This is a genomic window from Dyella sp., from assembly GCF_035277725.1.
Lineage (GTDB): Bacteria > Pseudomonadota > Gammaproteobacteria > Xanthomonadales > Rhodanobacteraceae > Dyella_B.
On record NZ_DATEJY010000099.1, the window covers coordinates 1 to 19741 of the forward strand.

The 19741-nt window shown below is 62.3% G+C and carries 14 protein-coding genes and 1 pseudogene; 5 read left to right on the forward strand and 10 right to left on the reverse strand.

Annotated elements, in window-relative coordinates; genetic code table 11:
• Positions 1 to 28: 28 nt before the first annotated feature.
• On the reverse strand, positions 29 to 2458 hold the full coding sequence (locus VJR68_RS08905; RefSeq protein WP_324147322.1) for a DUF3772 domain-containing protein: 2430 nt from the start codon (positions 2456 to 2458) through the stop codon (positions 29 to 31).
• Positions 2459 to 2687: 229 nt separating this feature from the next.
• Between VJR68_RS08905 and VJR68_RS08910 the strand changes: the two genes are divergently transcribed.
• On the forward strand, positions 2688 to 4535 hold the full coding sequence (locus tag VJR68_RS08910) for an ABC transporter ATP-binding protein (protein ID WP_324147334.1): 1848 nt from the start codon (positions 2688 to 2690) through the stop codon (positions 4533 to 4535).
• Positions 4536 to 4650: 115 nt separating this feature from the next.
• On the opposite strand, the gene VJR68_RS08915 is transcribed toward VJR68_RS08910, so the two are convergent.
• Positions 4651 to 5394: a DUF4336 domain-containing protein gene (locus VJR68_RS08915; RefSeq protein ID WP_324147323.1), complete on the reverse strand. Its 744-nt coding sequence runs from the start codon at positions 5392 to 5394 to the stop codon at positions 4651 to 4653.
• Between the two features lie 152 nt (positions 5395 to 5546).
• A complete protein-coding gene (locus VJR68_RS08920) occupies positions 5547 to 7319 on the reverse strand; it encodes a chloride channel protein (RefSeq protein WP_324147335.1) in 1773 nt (590 codons plus the stop codon).
• A gap of 431 nt (positions 7320 to 7750) precedes the next feature.
• On the opposite strand from VJR68_RS08920, the gene VJR68_RS08925 reads away from it, so the two are divergent.
• A complete protein-coding gene (locus VJR68_RS08925; RefSeq protein ID WP_324147324.1) occupies positions 7751 to 8176 on the forward strand; it encodes a heavy metal-responsive transcriptional regulator in 426 nt (141 codons plus the stop codon).
• Positions 8173 to 10671: a heavy metal translocating P-type ATPase gene (locus VJR68_RS08930; protein WP_324147325.1), complete on the forward strand. Its 2499-nt coding sequence runs from the start codon at positions 8173 to 8175 to the stop codon at positions 10669 to 10671. The genes VJR68_RS08925 and VJR68_RS08930 overlap by 4 nt, the downstream gene beginning before the upstream one ends.
• A gap of 292 nt (positions 10672 to 10963) precedes the next feature.
• Here the strand turns inward: VJR68_RS08930 and VJR68_RS08935 are convergent, their stop codons facing one another.
• The 3 genes from VJR68_RS08935 to VJR68_RS08945 form a co-directional block, all read right to left on the reverse strand.
• On the reverse strand, positions 10964 to 11833 hold the full coding sequence (locus VJR68_RS08935; protein WP_324147326.1) for a manganese catalase family protein: 870 nt from the start codon (positions 11831 to 11833) through the stop codon (positions 10964 to 10966).
• Between the two features lie 50 nt (positions 11834 to 11883).
• A complete protein-coding gene (locus VJR68_RS08940) occupies positions 11884 to 12393 on the reverse strand; it encodes a ferritin-like domain-containing protein (RefSeq protein WP_324147327.1) in 510 nt (169 codons plus the stop codon).
• 106 nt (positions 12394 to 12499) lie between these two features.
• Positions 12500 to 13783: an Nramp family divalent metal transporter gene (locus tag VJR68_RS08945; protein ID WP_324147328.1), complete on the reverse strand. Its 1284-nt coding sequence runs from the start codon at positions 13781 to 13783 to the stop codon at positions 12500 to 12502.
• A 206-nt stretch (positions 13784 to 13989) separates the two neighbouring features.
• Between VJR68_RS08945 and VJR68_RS08950 the strand changes: the two genes are divergently transcribed.
• Both VJR68_RS08950 and VJR68_RS22045 read left to right on the forward strand, forming a co-directional pair.
• Positions 13990 to 14325: a hypothetical protein gene (locus VJR68_RS08950; RefSeq protein ID WP_324147329.1), complete on the forward strand. Its 336-nt coding sequence runs from the start codon at positions 13990 to 13992 to the stop codon at positions 14323 to 14325.
• 327 nt (positions 14326 to 14652) lie between these two features.
• A pseudogene (locus VJR68_RS22045) lies at positions 14653 to 14874 on the forward strand (KGG domain-containing protein); the annotation flags it as partial.
• Between the two features lie 237 nt (positions 14875 to 15111).
• Here the strand turns inward: VJR68_RS22045 and VJR68_RS08960 are convergent.
• The 4 genes from VJR68_RS08960 to VJR68_RS08975 form a co-directional block, all read right to left on the reverse strand.
• Positions 15112 to 17328 carry a xanthine dehydrogenase family protein molybdopterin-binding subunit gene (locus VJR68_RS08960; protein ID WP_324147331.1) on the reverse strand — a complete coding sequence of 739 codons (2217 nt, stop codon included), beginning with the start codon at positions 17326 to 17328 and terminating at the stop codon, positions 15112 to 15114.
• Between the two features lie 8 nt (positions 17329 to 17336).
• Positions 17337 to 18335: a xanthine dehydrogenase family protein subunit M gene (locus VJR68_RS08965; protein WP_324147332.1), complete on the reverse strand. Its 999-nt coding sequence runs from the start codon at positions 18333 to 18335 to the stop codon at positions 17337 to 17339.
• 12 nt (positions 18336 to 18347) lie between these two features.
• On the reverse strand, positions 18348 to 18968 hold the full coding sequence (locus VJR68_RS08970; protein WP_414647756.1) for a (2Fe-2S)-binding protein: 621 nt from the start codon (positions 18966 to 18968) through the stop codon (positions 18348 to 18350).
• A gap of 89 nt (positions 18969 to 19057) precedes the next feature.
• Positions 19058 to 19741 (reverse strand): glutathione S-transferase family protein (locus VJR68_RS08975; protein ID WP_324147333.1); only part of this gene is annotated, 684 nt, incomplete at its 5' end.

Genomic DNA, 19741 nt, shown 5'->3' on the forward strand with positions numbered 1-19741 from the left:
GGGATTTCATCCCAGCCTGCGAAGTTACCTACATCGGTGCTGCGGGGCTGTCTTCGCCGAGCGGTCCCAGGTTTCTCACGATCATGCTTTGCGGCGTCGACAGCGGCAGTTGCGCCTTTGCCAGTCGCGACAGAATGTCGAACAGCAGCGCGCTCTTCACTGCGGAAGCTTCACGCGGGCTGTGCACGTAGGCCACGCCGCTGAAGGTCATCGCCGTGGTGGTGACGTCGTCCAGTGTTACCGCCGGTGCGGGTGTTTCCATCGTGGATTCATTCGCGTGCAATGCTTCCAGCATGATCTCGCGCACCTTTGCCGCATCGGTATCCAGCGGCATCGGCAGGCTCAGTTTCACACGGCCGAGTGCGTTGCCGTGGGTGACGTTGCGCAGGTTCTGCGTGATGAACTGCGAGTTGGGCACGATCATGGTGGAGCGATCGCTCAACTGGATTTCGGTGGCGCGCACGTTGATGCGGCGAATATCGCCTTCCACGCCGGGCATGCTCACCCAGTCGCCGACTTTCACTGGCCGTTCGGCCAGCAGGATCAGGCCGGAAATGAAGTTCGACACGATCGCCTGCAAACCGAAACCGATACCCACCGACAACGCGCTGGCGATCCAGGTCAGGCTTTCCAGGCTGACGTCAGCGGTGCGCAGAGCAAGCGCCACCACGATCACCACCGCCACGTAGTTGATCAGTGTGACGATGGAGTTCTGCATGCCGATGTCGAGCGTGGTCTTCGGCAGCAACTGGTCGGCCAGCCAGCGGCGCACGATGCGCACCGCCACCATGCCCAGCGCAAACACCAGCAAGGCATTGAAGATCGCACCCGGCTTGATGGTGAGCTGGCCTACCTTGAGGCTGGAAAACACATTGCCGATGTGCGCGAAGATGTCCTGCGGGCCGCCGCCGAACGGCACCAGCAGCGTGCCCACCGCCACCAGCAGCAACAGGATCTGCGCGACGGCAGAAGCCACTGTCGAGGCCTGTTCCAGCATGTTCGGCTGGATGCTGAAGGTGGATTGCAGGCGATGGCCGCTGCGCCCGTGCGGATTGAGCAGGGTGTGGAACAGATCGCGTTGCAGGTGCGAGAGCATGTACAGCGAGGCCACGATCATGCCGATCCACAGCATCTGCCACGAGATGAAGAAACCCAGCGCCACGAAGCCGGTAAGCACGGCAAGCCACGCCACCACCACGCCGAGCATGGCCAGCCCGAACAGCCCGCCGACCCATAGCGCGTGTTGCGGCGGCTTCTCGCCTTCTTTTCGCTGCGTGGTGCGCGCACGCTTGGCGCGCGTCAAGGCTGCGCCGGCCAGGCCGGTAATCAGCAAGGCGAGAAACGCGCGCGTGCAAACCGTTGCCGGCAGGCTGGCGCCCGACAACGTATTCAGTCGCCCAAGCAGGCCCAGCAACAGAAATGCGCCCCCCAGCAACCACGGAAACCAGCGCAGGCTGCGTGCGGTGAACTTGGTCAACGCCGGCAGTCGCCAGGAAGGATGTTTCACCGAAAGCAGCGCGCGCCCCAGGCCGGCTACGAACGCTGCGAAGAACACCGAACGCACCAATCCTTGTGCAAAAGTCTGCACTTCGTCGTCCAGCGTGTCATTCCAGTTGAAGCCCTGATACACCAGCCATGCGGCGAGGCCGAGCGACAAGGTGACGGTCAGGGTGAAGACCGCCGTCATCGCGCTGCGCCGCAGATGCCCATCGGGCAGATAGCGGCTGGCAATGGCCAGCGCCAGCCGTTCCACCAGCGAACGGCCGGGCACGATCAGCAGCAACGCACCGATCAGGCACAGCAGCAGCGGTTGCCGGTTGTCGGGTTCCCACGCGATGCCGGCATCTTCGAGCAGCAGATCCTTGACGTGGCCGATGCGGGCGATGTCATCCGGAAATGCTTTCTTCAGGTCGCGCCAGAAGGCGATGCCTAGCGGCGAGTTGGTACGCGAGCCAAGTTGCGCCTGAAATTGCTCGTTGTGCGCTTCGACCACTTGCGAGGCGAACTTCACCGCATCCTGGCTCAACAGCTGCGCCTGTTTGATCTGCCCATCCAGCCGGGATTTGCTGCGCTCCAACTGGCGGCGCTGCTGGCTCACCGCTGGCGTTTCCGGCGGCGCACCGGCAGCCGGTGCGGGGCCGAGCACGGTCAGCCGCGTCTGCACGCTTTCCAGTTCGGGGGTGAGCGTTTGCACCAATTGGTCGGCTTGCTGCTGGATCTTGCCGGCCTCATCGCGCAGATCATTCAACGATGCGTTTCCGCCCTTGCTGTTGAAGGCAGTCTTGATGTCGTCCAGCTGCTTGCTGAGAGCGGCCAGTGTCTGCGCCGGATCCGGTGCGGGGGTGGCACTGGCGGTGGATGCATCCGGCGCATTCTGGGCCAGGGCAGGGTGCGCGGCTGACAGCAGCAAACCGGCCAGCAGGCACGGGACGATGAGCTTACGAAGGAAATGTGGCATGGCGGGCATGATCCGAATGGCACCGCCGATGGTCAATTGTTACTTCGCGGATGCGGGTTTCACGTGGGGTTAGCATTCAGCCCCCGTAGGTTGGGGTGCGAACCCCAACATCGCCATGCCGACGAGGCGCGATGTTGGGGGGTTCGCACCCCAACCTACGGCAGAGCGCCCTGTATAGTGCGCCCTTCGACCCCATCTCATTGGCTCGCCAAATGGACTCCGCGCCATGATCTTTCGCTGGTTCGAATCCCTCATCGATGCTTTCAAGGACCCGGTTGACACGATGCCGCCCAAGTCCGTGGGGCGGTTCTATGTGTTCTACCTGCGCCAGGTGTGGCCCGTGTTCGCGGTGGCGATCCTGGTGGGCTTTGGCGTGGCGATCGTGGAAGTGTCGCTGTTCGGCTTTATCGGCCGCATCGTCGACATGGCCAAGGGCGTGCCGGGCAAGGACTTCTTCGCCGTCCACGGACGCGAATTGCTGTGGATGGCGTTCGTCGCGCTGGCGCTGCGTCCGTTGTTCATCGGCGCGCACGACATGCTGGTCAACCAGGCGATCGTGCCGAGCCTGACCAATCGCATCCGCTGGCAGAATCATCGTTACGTGATGCGCCAGAGCCTGGGTTTTTTCCAGAACGATTACGCCGGGCGCATCGCCAACCGCATCATGCAGACGGGCGCATCGTTGCGCGAATCGGCGGTGCAGATCGTGGATGCGATCTGGTACGTGGCGATTTATTACGGCAGCGCGGTGGTGATGTTCGCCCACGCCGACTGGTGGCTTGCCGCACCTCTGGTGGTGTGGCTGTTTGGTTACATCGGCACGCTGTACATCTTCATTCCGCGCACGCGCAAGCGCTCCTGGGCGGCTTCCGAAGCGCGCTCGAAATTGATGGGCCGCATCGTCGACGGCTACAGCAACATCCTCACGCTCAAGCTGTTCGCGCATACCCAGCGCGAAGAAAGCTACGTGGCCGAGGCGATGGGCGAGCAGACCAGCAAGCTGCGCAGCATGACGCGGCTGACTACCTCGATGGATATTGCCATCACCACGCTCAACGGTTTCCTGATCGTGGGTACGTCAGCCATCGCCGTGTGGTTGTGGAGCCAGGGCAGGGTATCCGTCGGAGCGATTGCGCTGTCTACCGGCTTGGTGATTCGCATCAACAACATGTCCGGCTGGATCATGTGGGTGGTGAACGGCATCTTCGAAAACATCGGCACCGTGCAGGATGGCATCACCAGCATCGCGCAGCCGCGCGCCGTGCAGGACAAGGAAGGCGCCATGCCGCTGGAAGTGGTGGCCGGCGACGTACGTTTCGACGACATCCACTTTCATTACGGCAAGCAGGGCGGCGTGATTTCCGGCCTCGATCTGAAAGTGCGTCCCGGTGAAAAGATCGGCCTGGTCGGTCCATCGGGCGCCGGCAAATCCACACTGGTGAACGTGCTGCTGCGCCTGTACGACCTGGAAGGCGGGCGCATCACCATCGACGGCACGGATATCTCGCAGGTCACCCAGGAAAGCCTGCGTTCGCAGATCGGCGTGGTCACGCAGGACACCTCGCTGCTGCATCGCTCCGTGCGCGACAACTTGCTCTATGGGCGTCCGGATGCCACCGAAGCGCAGCTCAACGAAGCGATCCGCAAGGCGCGCGCCGACGAATTCATTCCCAACCTGGTCGATGGCGAAGGCCGTCTCGGCCTGGAAGCGCTGGTCGGCGAGCGCGGCGTAAAACTATCCGGCGGCCAGCGCCAACGCATCGCCATCGCACGCGTGCTGTTGAAAGATGCACCGATCCTGGTGCTGGATGAAGCAACCTCCGCATTGGATTCGGAAGTGGAAGCGGCCATCCAGGAAAGCCTGGAAGTATTGATGGAAGGCAAGACCGTCATCGCCATCGCGCACCGCCTTTCCACCATCGCACGCATGGATCGTCTGGTGGTGATGGACAAGGGCAAGGTGGTGGAAACCGGCACGCATGCGGAGTTGATTACGCATAGCGGTTTGTATGCGCGCTTGTGGCAGCGACAGACCGGTGGGTTTGTGGCGGCGGATGATGCGTTGGTGGCGTCGTAAATGAAAGCGTAAAGCGGTTTTTCGCAGGCTGGGATGCAATCCCGGCTTTCTCGCAAGCCTGACGCTGGGATTTCATCCCAGCCTGCGAGAGTAAGTGCAATAGATTAGGACATCCCTAGGCGAGCCAGCGAAACGCCCGCTTCAATTCGCGTTCGCCATCGGCGAGATAGCAACGCCCATGCGCCAGGATGATTTGTTGCGGATGCCAGGCCAGGATGGAGGCGAGGCCCTCGCGGGCGACGGATTTGCGAAAAGTCGAACGCCAGTCCAACGGCGTTTTGCCATCCGGATCCAGTACGCCACCGAGCCGGCCTACCCAGCGCAACATGCGTGGCAATTTCCCGGCTTCGAAATTCTCGATCAGGTCAGTCAGAACCAGCGTTCGACTGGCATGGTGAAAGAACACGAATTCTTCCATGACCTTGCTGCCGCGAAAGCGGAGTTGATCCAGCTCCGCACGCCATGCAGGCGGCGTCTCGTCGTCCAGATCCGCGTCAAAGGCGACATGGATGCGCTGGTTACGTGCGCGTTCGCGCACGCCGGGCGAAGCCCACGTGATAGCGCTTGGATATCGGCGCTTCCATGCGGCCATATGGGCGTAGTGCAGTTTGTTTGGAGAGACCAGATGTTGCACGGGCCCGATGGCGTCCAGTGCGGAGAACAGCGCATCGTCCGGTGCGATCGGCGAGTGGCACCACAAGCCGCCTTGCGCGAGCTTTGCCACTGTCATCCGTGTTGAGAATGGGGCGTGCATTCCGAACACGGCCGACATATTCACGATCGGGCCGTCGACGATCCAGATATCCGGCCCGATCGGCTTGAGGACGTTGATGGGTTGGTAAAGCATCAAGTCGGTCATGATGGTTTTGTAGGCTGGGATGAAATCCCAGCTTTGTCAGGCCCATTCACGCTGGGATTCCATCCCCGCCTACGAGGTGTGGCTGCTGCTCCTTGACCTACCGCTGGAGCAGGGATGGGAAGAGTTTTTCGTGATGGTCGAGATGCGCGACGTCACGGCGCCGCCGGCTTCCTGCCCAAATCCAGATGCCGCGACGCATAACGTGCCTCGCGCAACCGCTGCGCATGCGCCACCAGCAAATCGCCGCGCGTGATGATGCCGACCATGCGATGCGGCTTGTCCTTGCTCACCACCACCAGGCGGCCCACTTCGCGCTCCACCATGTGATCGGCGGCTTCGCGCAGGGTGTGGTCTTCGCGCACCACGATCGGCGCCACCTTGATCAGCGCTTGCACGGATGTATCGAGCGCGAGGTTGGCATCGTAAAGCTGGCGCCGCGTGATCACGCCCATCACCTGGCCTTGCGCATCGAGCACCGGAAAGCCCTGGTGCTTGGTGTTGGCGCCTTGCGAAGCCAGCCATTGGCGCACGTCGGCAACCGTCTGCTCGGCCTTGAGGCTCACCACGTCGCGGCTGCAGGCGTCGCGCACGTAGATCTGGTCCAGGTAATCGGCGGCGTAGTCGGATGGCACGCGCACGCCGCGGCGCACGATCTTCTCGGTCATGATGGTGTTGCGCATCAGCAGGCCGGAAACCAGATACGCCGCCGCGCAAGCGCCGAGCAAAGGCAACAAGCCATGCGGCTGCTGCGTGGTTTCAAACGCAAACACTACCGAGGTGAGGAACGCGCGCGACGCGCCCGCAAAGATCGCCGCCATGCACACCAGCGCCGCCAGGTGCGGGTCGACATGCAGCCACGGAGCCACATTGGCCAGTGCCATGCCCAGCACGCCGCCCATCGCACCACCGATGGTGAACAGCGGCGCGAGCGTACCGCCCGAGGTGCCGCTGCCCAGCGCCACCGACCACGACAGCAGCTTCAGCAGGCATAGCGCGAGCATCGCACTCATGCCGATGCTGCCGCTCAGCACGGCGGAGATATTGGTGTAGCCCACGCCCAGCGTCAGCGGCATGTAGTAGCCGACGATACCGACCACGATGCCACCCAGCGCCGGCCACCACATCCAGTGGATCGGCAGCTTCTCGAAATGATCTTCGATGGCGTAGGTGAGCTTGGTGATCCACACACTGACTACGCCCACCAGCACGCCCAGCACGATGTACGCCGCGATCGCCGACAACGTGGGCGTCTCCAGCGCCGGCATCGGGAACATCGGCGCGTTGCCTTCCAGCACGTAGCGGAAGCCGGTGCCGACGGTGGCGGCCAGTGCGACGGGAATGAGCGAACGCGCACGGCGTTCGAACAGCAGCAGTTCGACGGCCAGCAGCACGGCGGAAATCGGCGCCGAGAACACCGCTGCCATACCCGCGGCCGCACCGGCAGCGAGCAGCGTCTTGCGCTCGTCGGCCGTCACGTGCATCAGCTGCGCGATCAGCGAACCCAGTGCGCCGCCGGTGGCGATGATCGGGCCTTCCGCACCGAACGGCCCGCCGGTACCGATGGCGATCGCCGAAGACACTGGCTTCAGCCAGGTGATGCGCGGCGGGATGCGGCTTTCGTTGAGCAGCACCTGTTCCATTGCTTCGGGAATGCCGTGGCCGCGAATGGCGCGCGAACCCCAGCGCGCCATCACGCCGACGATCAAGCCACCGATGGCCGGCACCGCGATCACCCACAAGCCCAGGTGATTGCCGGCCGGGCTGCCGAAGTCATAGCTCCAGCGCCCATAGAAAGAAAGATTGGTAATAAGGCCGATCAGCGCCGTCAGCACCTTGGCGACGACGGCAACCACCCCGCCCAGTAGCATGGCGACAAACGCGATCCACAGCACCCGCCAATCCAGGGGCCGGAATTGCCGCGGCATCTGCGCGGCGGCAAGCGTGGGATCCAGCGAAGGCGCCAGCGGAACCGAGGCGCGGGTGTGTGATTCGTTATTCGGTGAATGCATGTGGATGAGTAGCCCCTGAAGTGCGCGCAAGGTTACAGGGATAAGTGTGCAGTAGCTGGCTGGAAAATGAATCGATTTTGCAGTGCACGAAAACTCACTGCCCTGTTTGATGGGGAAGGGGCAGGGATCAATGTTCCCAGCTTCAAGTTTTCAATCGCCGGAAACCCCAACCCGTCATTCCAGCGAAAGCTGGAATCCAGCGACTTTGAGGCCGAGAGACACTGGATTCCAGCTTTCGCTGGAATGACGGGTTGGGGATCCCTTGCCAAGCGGGAGAGGAAGCTGGTCGCGGCGTGGCACGTGGATGCTTGACTCTGGACCTTGATCAAAGGTCTAGACTTCGCTTCATGAACACGCCAACCCCCTCCCTCACCATCGGCACCGTCGCCAAGCGCGCCGGCGTTCCCATCGACACCATCCGCTACTACGAGCGCGAAGGCCTGCTGCCCGAGCCGCTGCGCCGCGCCTCCGGCTACCGCAGCTACAACGAATCGGCGATCAAGCGGCTGCGTTTTATCCGCCGCGCCAAGGAGCTGGGTTTCACGCTGGAAGAAATCCGCGACCTGCTCGCGCTCTCCACTGACCGCAGCGGCGGCGTGCGGGCGGTGCGCAAGCGCGCTGAGCAGCGCCTGGCAAGCATCGATGCGCGCATTGCCGAACTGATGCGCATCCGTGCGGGTTTGCAGCAATTGATCGAGGTCTGCCCGGGCCACGGCGATCCGGAACAATGCCCGATCCTGCGCGCGCTGGCTGACGAGGAGCCGCAAGCATGAGCGCGCAAGGTTCGTGCTGCCATAAGACCGAAGGCGACGCGCGCGATCCGATCTGCGGCATGCGCGTGGAGGCGGCCGGTGCGAAGCACTACAGCGACTACGCCGGCAAGACGTTCTACTTCTGCTGCGCAGGCTGCAAGGCAAAGTTCGATGCGGAACCGTCACGGTATGCGCAACCCGCGCCGATGATGATGCACGCCATGCCTGCGCATATTCACACCGGAACATCGGCGAAGGATCCGGTTTGCGGGATGACGGTCGACCCTGCCGCCACGCTGCATCATGCCGAGCACGATGGCCACGCCTATCACTTCTGCGCAGCAGGTTGTAAGCAAAAATTCCTCGCCGATCCCGGCAAATACCTGCATGAACGGCGCGCACCGCAGGCCGCCGTGCCTGGCGCGATCTACACCTGCCCGATGCATCCGGAGGTGCAGCAGGATCATCCCGGCGATTGCCCGAAATGCGGCATGGCGCTGGAACCGATGATGCCGAGCCTGGACGAGGATGACAGCGGCGAAGCGCGTGCGATGTCGCGCCGCCTGTGGTGGTTGATCGCCTTGACCCTGCCGGTGTTCGTGCTGGGGATGTTGCCGCACGCAGGCATGCATGTGGCTGCCACCACCGGATGGGTGGAAGCCGCACTTGCCAGCGTTGTCGTGCTATGGGGCGGCGCACCGTTCTTCGCACGCGGCTGGCGTTCGCTCAAGCCCTGGCAGCCGAACATGTACACACTGATCGCGACAGGTACCGGCGTGGCATGGCTGTACAGCATGCTGGCGTTTCTCGCGCCACAGCTGTTTCCTGCGGGGTTTCGCGATGCGCACGGTCGCGTCGGCGTGTATTTCGAATCCGCCGCGGTCATCGTCACGCTGGTCACACTGGGCGATTTCCTGGAATGGCGCGCACGCCGCCGCACGGGCGCCGCCTTGAAAGCCTTGTTGGGCCTGGTGCCGAAAACGGCGCGACGCATGTCGCATGGCGAAGAACACGACGTGCCGCTCGATGACGTGCAAGCAGGCGACGAACTGCGCATCCGCCCCGGCGAAAAAGTACCGGTGGATGGCGTGGTGTTGAGCGGCCACAGCCAAGTCGACGAAGCCATGCTCACCGGCGAGCCCATGCCCGTAAGCAAGGCACCCGGCGATCCGCTCACCGGGGGCACCGTCAATCAGCAAGGCGCGCTGACCATGCGCGTGGAAAAAGTCGGCGCCTCCACCATGCTCGCGCAAATCGTCGCGCAGGTAGCGCAGGCGCAACGCAGCAAGGCGCCGCTGCAACGCGTGGCCGATCGCGTCGCGTCGTGGTTCGTGCCGGCGGTGATCGCAATAGCCGTGCTGGCCTTTGCGGGTTGGGCATGGTTCGGGCCGGAACCACGTCTGGCGCACGCGTTGATTGCAGCGGTGTCGGTACTGATCATCGCTTGCCCGTGTGCATTGGGCTTGGCGACGCCGATCTCGATCATGGTGGCGAGCGGGCGGGGCGCGCAGCAAGGTTTGCTGTTCAAGGATGCCGCGGCGATCGAAGCGATGCGCGACGTCGATACGCTGGTGCTGGATAAAACCGGCACGCTTACTGAGGGCAAGCCTGCGCTGGTTTCCGTATTGGTTTTGGATAGCCATACGCGCGGCCACATGCTTGGCCTGGCGGCGAGCCTGGAGCAGGCGAGCGAACATCCGCTCGGCAAGGCGATCACGGCCGCGGCCAAAAACGAAGGCGTGGGTTTGCAGGCGATCGATGGTTTTCAGGTGCATGCCGGTGGCGGTGTCAGCGGACGAACGCCGGAGTATCAGCTGGCCTTTGGCAATGCATCGCTGATGCAACAGTTGAAGGTGCCGTTGGCAACGGAAACGTTGGTGCAGGCGGAAGCCTTGCGCAATGAAGGCGCCACCGTGATGTTCTTGGCTGTCGACGGCACGGTGGCGGGTTTGTTCGGCGTCAGCGATCCCATCAAGCTGGATACGCCGCAAGCGCTGAAAGACTTGAAAGCTGCCGGCCTGCGCATCGTCATGCTTACCGGCGACCACGCCACCACCGCCAACGTCGTGGCACGCGAACTGGCGATCGACGACGTGCACGCCAGCGTATCGCCAGCCGGCAAGGCGGCGGTAATTGAAAGCTTGCGCAAGCAAGGGCGACGCGTGGCGATGGCCGGCGATGGCATCAACGACGCACCGGCGCTTGCCGCTGCAGATGTCGGCATTGCGATGGGCCACGGCACCGACGTGGCGATGGAAACAGCGCAGATCACGCTGGTGAAAGGTCAGTTGGGCGGCATCCTGCGTGCGCGTGCGTTGTCGACGGCGACGGTGCGCAATATTCGGCAGAATCTGTTCTTTGCCTTTGTCTACAACGCGCTGGGTGTGCCGTTGGCAGCGGGAGTGCTGTATCCGTTGCTTGGCATCACCTTGTCACCGATGGTGGCGGCGTTGGCGATGAGTTTGTCGTCAGTGTCGGTGGTGACCAATGCGTTGCGGTTGCGAAGGCTTTCGTAGGCTGGGATGAAATCCCAGCATGACCATGCATGGCGGTGCTGGGATTACATCCCAGCCTACGATGCTGGGTGTGCCGTTGGCGACCGGGGTGTTGTATCCGTTGTCTGGCATCACCTTGTCACCAATGGTGGCGGCGAGCAATGCGTTGCGGTTGCGAAGGCTTTCGTAGGTTGGGATGAAATCCCAGCATGACCATGCATGGCGATGCTGGGATTACATCCCAGCCTACGATGCCGTCATTCGCCGGAATGACGAGAATGAGCATCTTCGCAAGGTTCGCTCCTCAGAAGCTTCAACGCCCTCCCAGCTCCGCCCCGGTCGTCGGGTTGATCTTCGCATTCGACGCCGTACGCCGCGCAAACGCCTTCACGCACGCCTGGTCTTCCGAATCCAATTTCACCTTCGCATGGCCGTCGCCACCATCCATCGCGACGAAATCATCGAGGTTGCTGATGAAGGTGAAGTTCTCATCGCTGTTCCATGGCCCGCGCGTATCGCCTTCGCCTTGCGAGGTATTCACGTACACATGCGCGAATTCCTGCTTGCCGGGCAGTTTGCCGGGCGGGAAGTTCGGTTCGATGGCGTACAGCGCTTTCTCGAAGGAAAGCTGGTGCGCGATTTCGCGCGTCATCAAAAAGCCCAGCGCTTCCTTGACGCCCGCATCATCGGTGACGTTGATAAGGCGCTCGTAGATGATCTTGGCGCGTGCTTCGGCCGCGATATTCGAGCGTAAGTCGCAGGTGGGATCGCCGATGGAATCGACGTAGGCTGCCGTCCACGGAATGCCGCCGGAATTGGTGAGCGCAGGACCGCCGCCATACAGCAGCTGCGTGACGTGCGAATCATTGCCCGCACCTTGCAGCGAGCGATACAGCTCGCCCGTTTCGGCAACCGCCTCGGCCAGTTCGCCCTTGGCGCCGCGGTTGAGCATGGCGACGATCGAGCCGATCACTTCCAGATGGCTCAGCTCTTCGGTGGCGATGTCCATCAGCATGTCTTTGCGGCCGGGGTCTTCTTCGGCCAGCGCCTGCGTGAAGTAACGCATCGCGGCAGCGAGTTCGCCTTGCGGACCGCCGAACTGTTCCAGCATCAAGTTGGCAAGGCCGGGGTTGGATTCGGAAACGTGGACGGAATACTGCAACCGCTTGTTATGGGAAAACATGGCGTAGGGTCTCCATAGTCGAAATGGCGTGCAGCACGCAGGCTGCCGCGTTAGCGCTTGGCGACGACACCTTCGGTGGCGTCGCGCGCGAGGAACTGCGTGGTGATTTGCGGAAGATGTTTCAGCAGCCACTCGGCCATGGCCTGTTCCTGCGGCAGGATGGCTTCGCAGGCGCGCTGGGTGGCCGTGTCGCCGGCTGCTTGCGCTGCGGCAATCAGTGTGGTGTAGGTGGCGATTTCCACATGTTCGAATACGTAGCCGGCGATGGCGCCTTTCACGATTTCGTCGGTATTGGCCATGCCGCCAACGGCTTGGCCGAAGGCCATGGTCTTGGCGGCGAAGTCTTTCGCAACCGACGGCTTGCCGCCGAGGCGGGTGATGCAGTCTTCCACGATGCGTTGCTGCTGCAGGGTTTCATCGATATGCGCTTCAATGCGCGCTTTCAATTCGGGGTAGTGCTGAATGCGCGATGCCTGGGCTTTCAGCATCTGCTCTGCCTGCTGTTCCATGGCGTGGGCATTGCGCAACCAGTCGAGCAGGTTTTCGTTGTGTTCGGCCATCGGTGATTCCTCGTCGCATGCGGACCAAGCAGTCGCCCGCGGCGCCAATCTGGACGCATGCGGGTCGACATGCGGTCAATCGCTTGTCAATGCGGGTGACACGCCGTCATGCCTTGAGCAGCAACAGCGTATTGAGTGCGAGGATGAAAATCGCCGAAGCGACCGTTGCCAACAGCGTGGACGATCTGACGCGGTAAGCACCCATGGTGCGTTTGCTGGAAACAAACCAGATCAGCGCAAGCATGGGGAAGGGCAAGGCGATGCTCAATACTACTTGGCTGAGCACCAATGCTTGCGTGGCATTGACGCCCAAATAGATCACCACAAAGCTGGGCAACATGGTGGCCAGGCGCCGCAGCCACAGCGGGATGGTGAATCCAACGAAGCCCTGCATCACCAATTGTCCGGCCATCGTGCCGACGGCCGAGCTGGACAAGCCGGATGCAATCAACGACACCAGAAAGATCACCGCCGCCGCGTGGCCAAGCAAGGGCGTGAGGCTGTGATAGGCACTCTGGATTTCGGCGACGTGCCTGTCACCAGCGTGAAACGCCGCAGCTGCCATCAGCACCATGGCGATGTTGATCAAGCCGGCAATGCCGAGCGCAATCGTCACTTCGATGTTGGAGAAGCGCAGCACGCGTTTACGTTCCGCTTCGCACGTCGAAGGAAAACGGTATTGCGTCAAGCCGGAATGCAGAAACAGGGCGTGCGGCATGACGGTAGCACCGAGAATGCCTGCCGCCAGCAGCAGCGCCTGTGAGTCCTGCAGGCGCGGCATCAGCAGTTGCCGGCCCGCCTCGGCCCAATCCACCGGCGCGATAAACAGCTCCAGCAGATACGACAGGCCCACCACGCCGACCAATGCGCCGATGGCGAGTTCCAGCTTGCGAAATCCGCTTCGTTCCAGCATCAACAACACGTAGGTGACGATGGCGGTGATCACCATGCCCGCCCACAGTGGCCATTTGAAAATCAGGCTCAGGCCGATCGCGCCGCCAAGAAACTCGGCCAGGTCCGTGGCCATCGCGGCGATTTCGCTGACCGCCCACATCAGCCACACCAGCGGCAGAGGAAATTGTTCGCGGCACAATTCCGCCAGGTTGCGGCCGGTGACGATGCCGAGCTTTGCCGAGAGCGCCTGGAGCAGCACCGCCACGATGTTCGCTACCAGCACCACCCACAGCAGTCCGTAGCCGTAGCGCGCGCCGGCCTGGATATTGGTGGCGAAATTGCCGGGATCCATGTACGCCACCGACACCACGATCGCTGGCCCCGCAAACGGCAGCAGCGCACTGAATCCACGCCGCTGGCCGTCCAGCACGGCGCGCATCTCGCGCATGGCTATGTCGTTGGCATGGGTTTGCGCGGGATCGTGCCTGACGTCCACGTAGCCGTTTCCATAGGGAATGCGAGTTCGATGCTAGAAAGCGCGGCGTGCAAATGATGCGTACAGGAAGGATTCGTCCAGTAAATGCATGCGCAGCCTGTGCGAGCGCCGGGCGCAGTGCTGTCGATGAGCTCGTTCATCCGGTAAAGACAAGGGCTTGTGCCGCCGCAGGGCATGCTTGCCACAAGCTATATGCGAGGTGCGCCATGGAATCGATCGAAGACGAAAGCGTTTCATTCGCCGGCACGACTTGCGCCATCGTCACCGTGTTGCGCGCCTTGCTGGATGCGCAACCGGACCAGGAAGCCGTATGGGAGCGGCTGCGCGCGGAGTACAACCGGGCCGCGACGCAATACGACGCCAATCCTGCGCTGGCGGGTGAGCACCGTTCGTTCGACGAGGTGTTCGACATGCTGGGTTTGCACGTGCGGGAAGATGCAACAACGTCTCCGGCTGCGCGTGACATTCATCGCAGCGGCCGTCCTCCTGATATCGCCACGGCCAATCCTACCGACGGCGTCGACGATGCCTCGATGTATTGACGATGCTCGCGATCCACATCGTAGGCTGGGATGAAAATCCCGGCATAGGAAGCCCGAAAGAAAGCTGGGATTTCATCCCAGCCTACGTGATTCGCAGTAAGCGTAAGCAGTTGTCGCAGTAGAAGCACCGCGCCGTTCGTCACCCCCTCCGCTACGTCGCGCGCTTCTACTGCACTCTCGTGCTTAGCAGACAGGCGCCTGTGTGGCGTTTTTTTTCGTGCAAGCGCTTTTCACTGCGCCGAGACTTCCGCTACAGATGAGCTTAGGGATGATCGCTGCGTGCGACACACAGGCGTGTCGTGCGTGGTTTTGATCTGGAGTAAAGAAATGGCAAATGAAAACGGTAGTCGTGGCGGCCGCGGGTTCGCCGGTATGGATGAAGCGCGGCAGCGTGAAATCGCCAGCCAGGGTGGACGTGCAGCACACCAGAGCGGCCACGCCCACGAATTCAGTTCCGAAGAAGCGCGTGAAGCAGGGCGCAAGGGTGGCGAAGCCGTGAGCCAGAATCGTGAACACATGTCCGCGATCGGCCAGAAAGGCGGTGAAGCGGTGAGCGAGAATCGCGAGCACATGGCGGATATAGGCCGCAAGGGCGGCGAGAACAGCCATGGTGGTTCCCGTTCGAGCAATGCAAGTTCACGTGGCGGTAGCAGCGAGCAGCATGCGGAGGCCGGGCGGCAGGGTAACCGGCATACGTAACCTGGCTGGTAGGTTGGGGTGAGCGGAACGCGAACCCCAACATCGCCATGCATGCGGGCATCACAATGTTGGGGTTCGCACCCCAATCTACAGCAGGTCTTCTATGTGCACGGGTAGATCGCGCACGCGCACGCCGGTGGCGTGATACACCGCATTGGTGATCGCCGCCGCAATTCCGGTCAACCCGATCTCGCCAATACCCCGCGCACCCATCGCATTGAACTTTGTATCCGGATAATCCAGAAACACCACCTCCATCTGCTCCGGCATGTCCGCGTGGCTGGTCATCAGGTAATCGGCCAGGTTGCTGTTCACCGCCTTGCCGTTGCGTTCGTCGTAGCGCGTTTCCTCGAACATCGCCATGCCGATGCCCATCACTACCGCGCCTTCGATCTGGTTGCGGCCGGTAAGCGGATTGATGATGCGGCCGGCGTCGATCACGGTGACGGTGCGGTTGACGCGCAGGCGTGCGAGCTTGGGTTGCCACGCGACTTCGACAAAGTGTGCGCCGAAGGATTGCATGGAATATTGCGGATTTTTCTGGCCGAACGTGCTCTGGCCTTTGCCGTGGCCTTCCACTTGCGCGACGCGTGCGGATGAAAGGATGTCGCGGAAATGTTTGCCCGCATCGGGACGTTGGTCTTTGCGATGCACCTTGCCTTGGGTAAAGACAAGCTCTTTCGCTTCGACGCCTTTGAAAGATTCGTTTTCGCTGGCGATGGTTTTCAGCTGCTCGCCGGCTTGCTCGATGGCTTGTACCAAGGCAGGCACCATCGAGCCGGTGGCCATCGAGCCACCTGACCACGGCCCGGGCGGCAGATCGCTATCCCCGATCACCACTTTCACCGCATCGACGTCGACACCGGCCAACGCCGCGGCCATCTGCGCGATGACGGTATACGTGCCGGTGCCGATATCCTGCGTGCCGCTGGCGACGCGCACACTGCCATCGCCGAACAGCGTGATCTTCGCTTCGGCATTGAAACGTGCGGCCATCCAGTTGCAGGCCGCCACGCCCCAGCCGAGCACCGTGTCGCCGTCGCGCATGGAACCTGCTGCTGGATTGCGGCGCGACCAACCGAACAGCTCCGCGCCATGCGTGAGGCATTCCTTCAAGTGGCGCGACGAGAAGGGAATGTTTTTCTCTTCGTCTTTTTCCGGTTCGTTCTTCAGGCGCAGCGCGACCGGATCCATGTTGAGTGCGATTGCCAGCTCATCCATCGCCGATTCCAGGCCGAACGAACCAGGCACCTTGCCGGGGCCGCGCATGGAGGTGCCGGTGCCCACGTTGCGTTCGGTATAGGCGCCAGTGACGCGCAGATTGGCTGTGCTGTACATAAAGCCAGAGGCTTCGCCGCAATCCTCCTGGTAATCGGAAAGCTGGCCGCGCATGTCGATGTAATCCTGGCGCAGCGACACGAGGCGGCCGTCTTTTTCGGCGGCCAGGCGCAGGCGTTGTTGCGTATGCGGGCGGTGGCCGACGTTGTGGAACATCATCTCGCGCGATACCACCAGCTTGACCGGCTGGTGCAGGTCGCGCGCCGCGGCGGCTGCCAGCAGCGCTTGTGGCCATGGCCATAGCTTGCCGCCGAAACCGGTGCCGAGATATTCGGTGATCACACGTACGTTGTCGGTGGGCACACCCAGCATTTGTGCCATCACCGCGCGGTAATTCATGATCGCCTGGGTGGTCTCGTACAGCGTGAAGTGCGAGCCGTCCCACAAGGCCACGCTGGCGTGCAGTTCGATCGGGTTGTGCGTTTCGGTGGGGGTGCTGTAGGTCTGGTCGATCTTGACCGGCGCGTGCTCGAAAGCACCGTCAGCATCGCCGCGCTCGGTCTGCTTTTCCGGTGGTTTATCCGCGCTCAACCGCGTGGATACCGATGGCGCCTTGACGTCCGCGTACGTCGCCTTGATCGCGCGCGCCGCCGCCACCGCATGCTCGTAGGTATCGGCCACTGCCAAGGCCACGTATTGGCCGTAGTAGCGTACCTGGTTGTCTTCCAGCGGCGGGCGCTTCTCGTCGAGCATCACTTTGCTGGCTTTGGACACGTGATAGAACGTGCCGATGTTCTCGTGCGTGTAGATCTTGCGCACACCCGGCATGCGTGCGGCGCTCGAGGTGTCGATGTTCGCAATGCGCCCGTTGGCGATGGTGGCGCATACCGGTACGGCATACACCAGGTCGTGAAAGTGAAAATCGGCGGCGTAGCGCGCCGTGCCGCTGACTTTCAGCGGGCCATCGATGCGCTTGTGCGGGCGGCCGATGATGGGAAGCGTGGAGAGGTTGTCGCTGGGTGACATGGTTGTCCTCACGCCGTGGCTTCGGTGAGCGCCTGCACCAGGCAACGGCGGGCGAGTTCCTGCTTGAAGGCATTGCCGCGTTGCGGCTTGGCATCCGCAAGCAAGGCATGTGCAGCCTTGTCGAACAGTGCTTGGGACGGCGCCTGGCCAGTGAGTGCCTGTTCCGCCTCCTGCGAGCGCCATGGACGGGTGGCAATGCCACCCATGGCGACGCGTGCGGTGGCGATGTTTCCACCTTGCAATGTCACGAGTACGGCCGCCGACGCCAGCGCGAATTCGTAGGAGGCACGATCGCGCAATTTCAAATAATGCGAACGCGCGCCTTGCTGCGGCTTGGGTAGCAGCACGTAAGTAATCAGGTCGCCGGGCTCCATTACTGTTTCCCGCTGCGGTGTATCGCCCGGCAGCAGAAAGAAATCATTGATCGGCACCTGCCGTTCGCCCTTGCTGCCGTGGATGACGATGCTGGCTTCCAGCGCCATAAGCGCCACATTCATGTCGGACGGGTTGGTGGCGATGCAATGTTCGCTTACGCCGAGTATCGCCAGATTGCGGTTGTAGCCGTCGATGGCCGGACAGCCGCTGCCGGGCTCGCGCTTGTTGCATGCAGTGTGAGTGTCGCGGAAATACACGCAGCGCGTGCGTTGCAGCAGGTTGCCGCCGGTGGTGGCCATATTGCGCAGCTGGCCGGACGCTCCGGCCAGCAAGGCCTGCGACAGCACAGCGTAGTTGCGTTGCACTTCCGGAAGCGTCGCCAGATCCGCATTGCGTACCAATGCGCCAATTTTCAGCCGTCCATCCGGCGTGGTTTCCACCTGATTCAACGGCAGATGGTTGATGTCGATGACGTGGCTTGGCCGCTCCACGTCCAGCTTCATCAAGTCGATCAACGTGGTGCCGCCGGCCACGTAACGTACTTCGGCGCCTTGTTGCGCCGTCGATGCGTGCGCGCCGGCCTGGATAGCCTGCTGGATGTCGTTGGCACGGGAAAAGGCGAAAGTCTGCATAAGGCACTCCGCTCAGCCGCGCCGCACCTGTTTGAGCGCCGCAAGAATGTTCCGGTATGCACCGCAACGACAGATGTTGCCACTCATCGCTTCGCGCAGATCGGCGTCGCTCTCGCCCCATTTTTCATGCAGCACTGCCACGGCGGACATGATCTGTCCGGGCGTGCAGTAGCCGCATTGGTAACCGTCGTGATCGACGAATGCCTGCTGCATGGGATGCAGCGAGCCGGGTTGGCCCAGGCCTTCGATAGTGGTGACTTCATCGCCGTCGTGCATCGCCGCAAGGCTGAGGCAGGCATTGATGCGGCGCCCATTCACGTGCACCGTGCAGGCGCCGCATTGCCCGTGGTCGCAGCCCTTCTTGGTGCCGGTGAGTTGCAGTTCGTTGCGCAGCACATCGAGCAGGCTGGTGCGATTGTCCACGTCCAACTCATGCGGCTTGCCATTGACGACGATGCTCACGTGCGAGTGAGCGTCGTCAAGGCGAGCCACGTGCTGATGCGCCTGGTCGTGCGCTGCGCCTGCCTGGGCGCTGGACCATCTGACTCCGGAAGCCATGCCGGTTATCCCGATCATCTGCAGAAAGCTTCGGCGCGATGCATGCTCCGGCGAATCATCTGGACGCTGAGGCATGCCACGGTTCCCTCACGACGAAGGTGAGGGAAATTCAAGCGTACCCGTGGTTAGCGTGATGTGCAGAGAAGGGCAATGGCGCGACCAGATCAGTCGCGATCGGGCGCACCCAAGGGGAAAAGGGGGCGATACGGCCGGGCTTCATCCACCGCGCGCGCGAACGACGGCCGTGCAAGCAGGCGCTTGCGGTATGCGATGAGGTTGGTGAGCGACGGATCGATGCGATGCGTCCAGTCGGCATAGAACAGCGATGGCGCCGCGCTGCAGTCGGCCAGGCTGAAGTGATCGCCCGCGGCCCATTCCCGCCCCTGCAGTTGTTTGTCCAGCCATGCATAGGAGGTGTCAAGCATCTCGCGCGCATCGCGTACGCCGCGAGCGTCACGATGGTCTTCCGGACGAATGGCGTCGAACACGATTTTTTGCACCGGCGTGGTGACGTACCAGTCGAAGAAGCGATCGAGGTTGCGCACGTCCAGCGCGTCGCGCGCGTTCGCCGGCAGCAGCGAAACCGGGCCTGGGTAATGCAGCTCCAGATGCTCGATGATGATGCTCGATTCCATGATTGGCTGATGGCCGTCCACCAATACGGGAAAGCGCTTGATCGGCCAGATGGCGGCGAACTCGGCGTAGACCTCCGGCTGTTCCTCCGACAGCTTGCGCCATTCGAACGGGATGTCGTTTTCGTACAGCGCGACCAGCACCTTTTGGCAATACAGCGAAAAGGGATGGGCATAGAGTTTCAGGTTCATCGCGGTGGCTCCGTGGAAAAGGGG

Excerpts from the sequence above, each read along its gene's own strand:
- VJR68_RS08905 (WP_324147322.1), bottom strand. The coding sequence starts at position 2,458 with ATGCCACATTTCCTTCGTAAGCTCATCGTCCCGTGCCTGCTGGCCGGT.
- VJR68_RS08915 (WP_324147323.1), bottom strand. The coding sequence starts at position 5,394 with ATGACCGACTTGATGCTTTACCAACCCATCAACGTCCTCAAGCCGATC.
- VJR68_RS08920 (WP_324147335.1), bottom strand. The coding sequence starts at position 7,319 with ATGCCGCGGCAATTCCGGCCCCTGGATTGGCGGGTGCTGTGGATCGCG.
- VJR68_RS08925 (WP_324147324.1), top strand. The coding sequence starts at position 7,751 with ATGAACACGCCAACCCCCTCCCTCACCATCGGCACCGTCGCCAAGCGC.
- VJR68_RS08930 (WP_324147325.1), top strand. The coding sequence starts at position 8,173 with ATGAGCGCGCAAGGTTCGTGCTGCCATAAGACCGAAGGCGACGCGCGC.
- VJR68_RS08935 (WP_324147326.1), bottom strand. The coding sequence starts at position 11,833 with ATGTTTTCCCATAACAAGCGGTTGCAGTATTCCGTCCACGTTTCCGAA.
- VJR68_RS08940 (WP_324147327.1), bottom strand. The coding sequence starts at position 12,393 with ATGGCCGAACACAACGAAAACCTGCTCGACTGGTTGCGCAATGCCCAC.
- VJR68_RS08950 (WP_324147329.1), top strand. The coding sequence starts at position 13,990 with ATGGAATCGATCGAAGACGAAAGCGTTTCATTCGCCGGCACGACTTGC.
- VJR68_RS08960 (WP_324147331.1), bottom strand. The coding sequence starts at position 17,328 with ATGTCACCCAGCGACAACCTCTCCACGCTTCCCATCATCGGCCGCCCG.
- VJR68_RS08965 (WP_324147332.1), bottom strand. The coding sequence starts at position 18,335 with ATGCAGACTTTCGCCTTTTCCCGTGCCAACGACATCCAGCAGGCTATC.
- VJR68_RS08970 (WP_414647756.1), bottom strand. The coding sequence starts at position 18,968 with ATGCCTCAGCGTCCAGATGATTCGCCGGAGCATGCATCGCGCCGAAGC.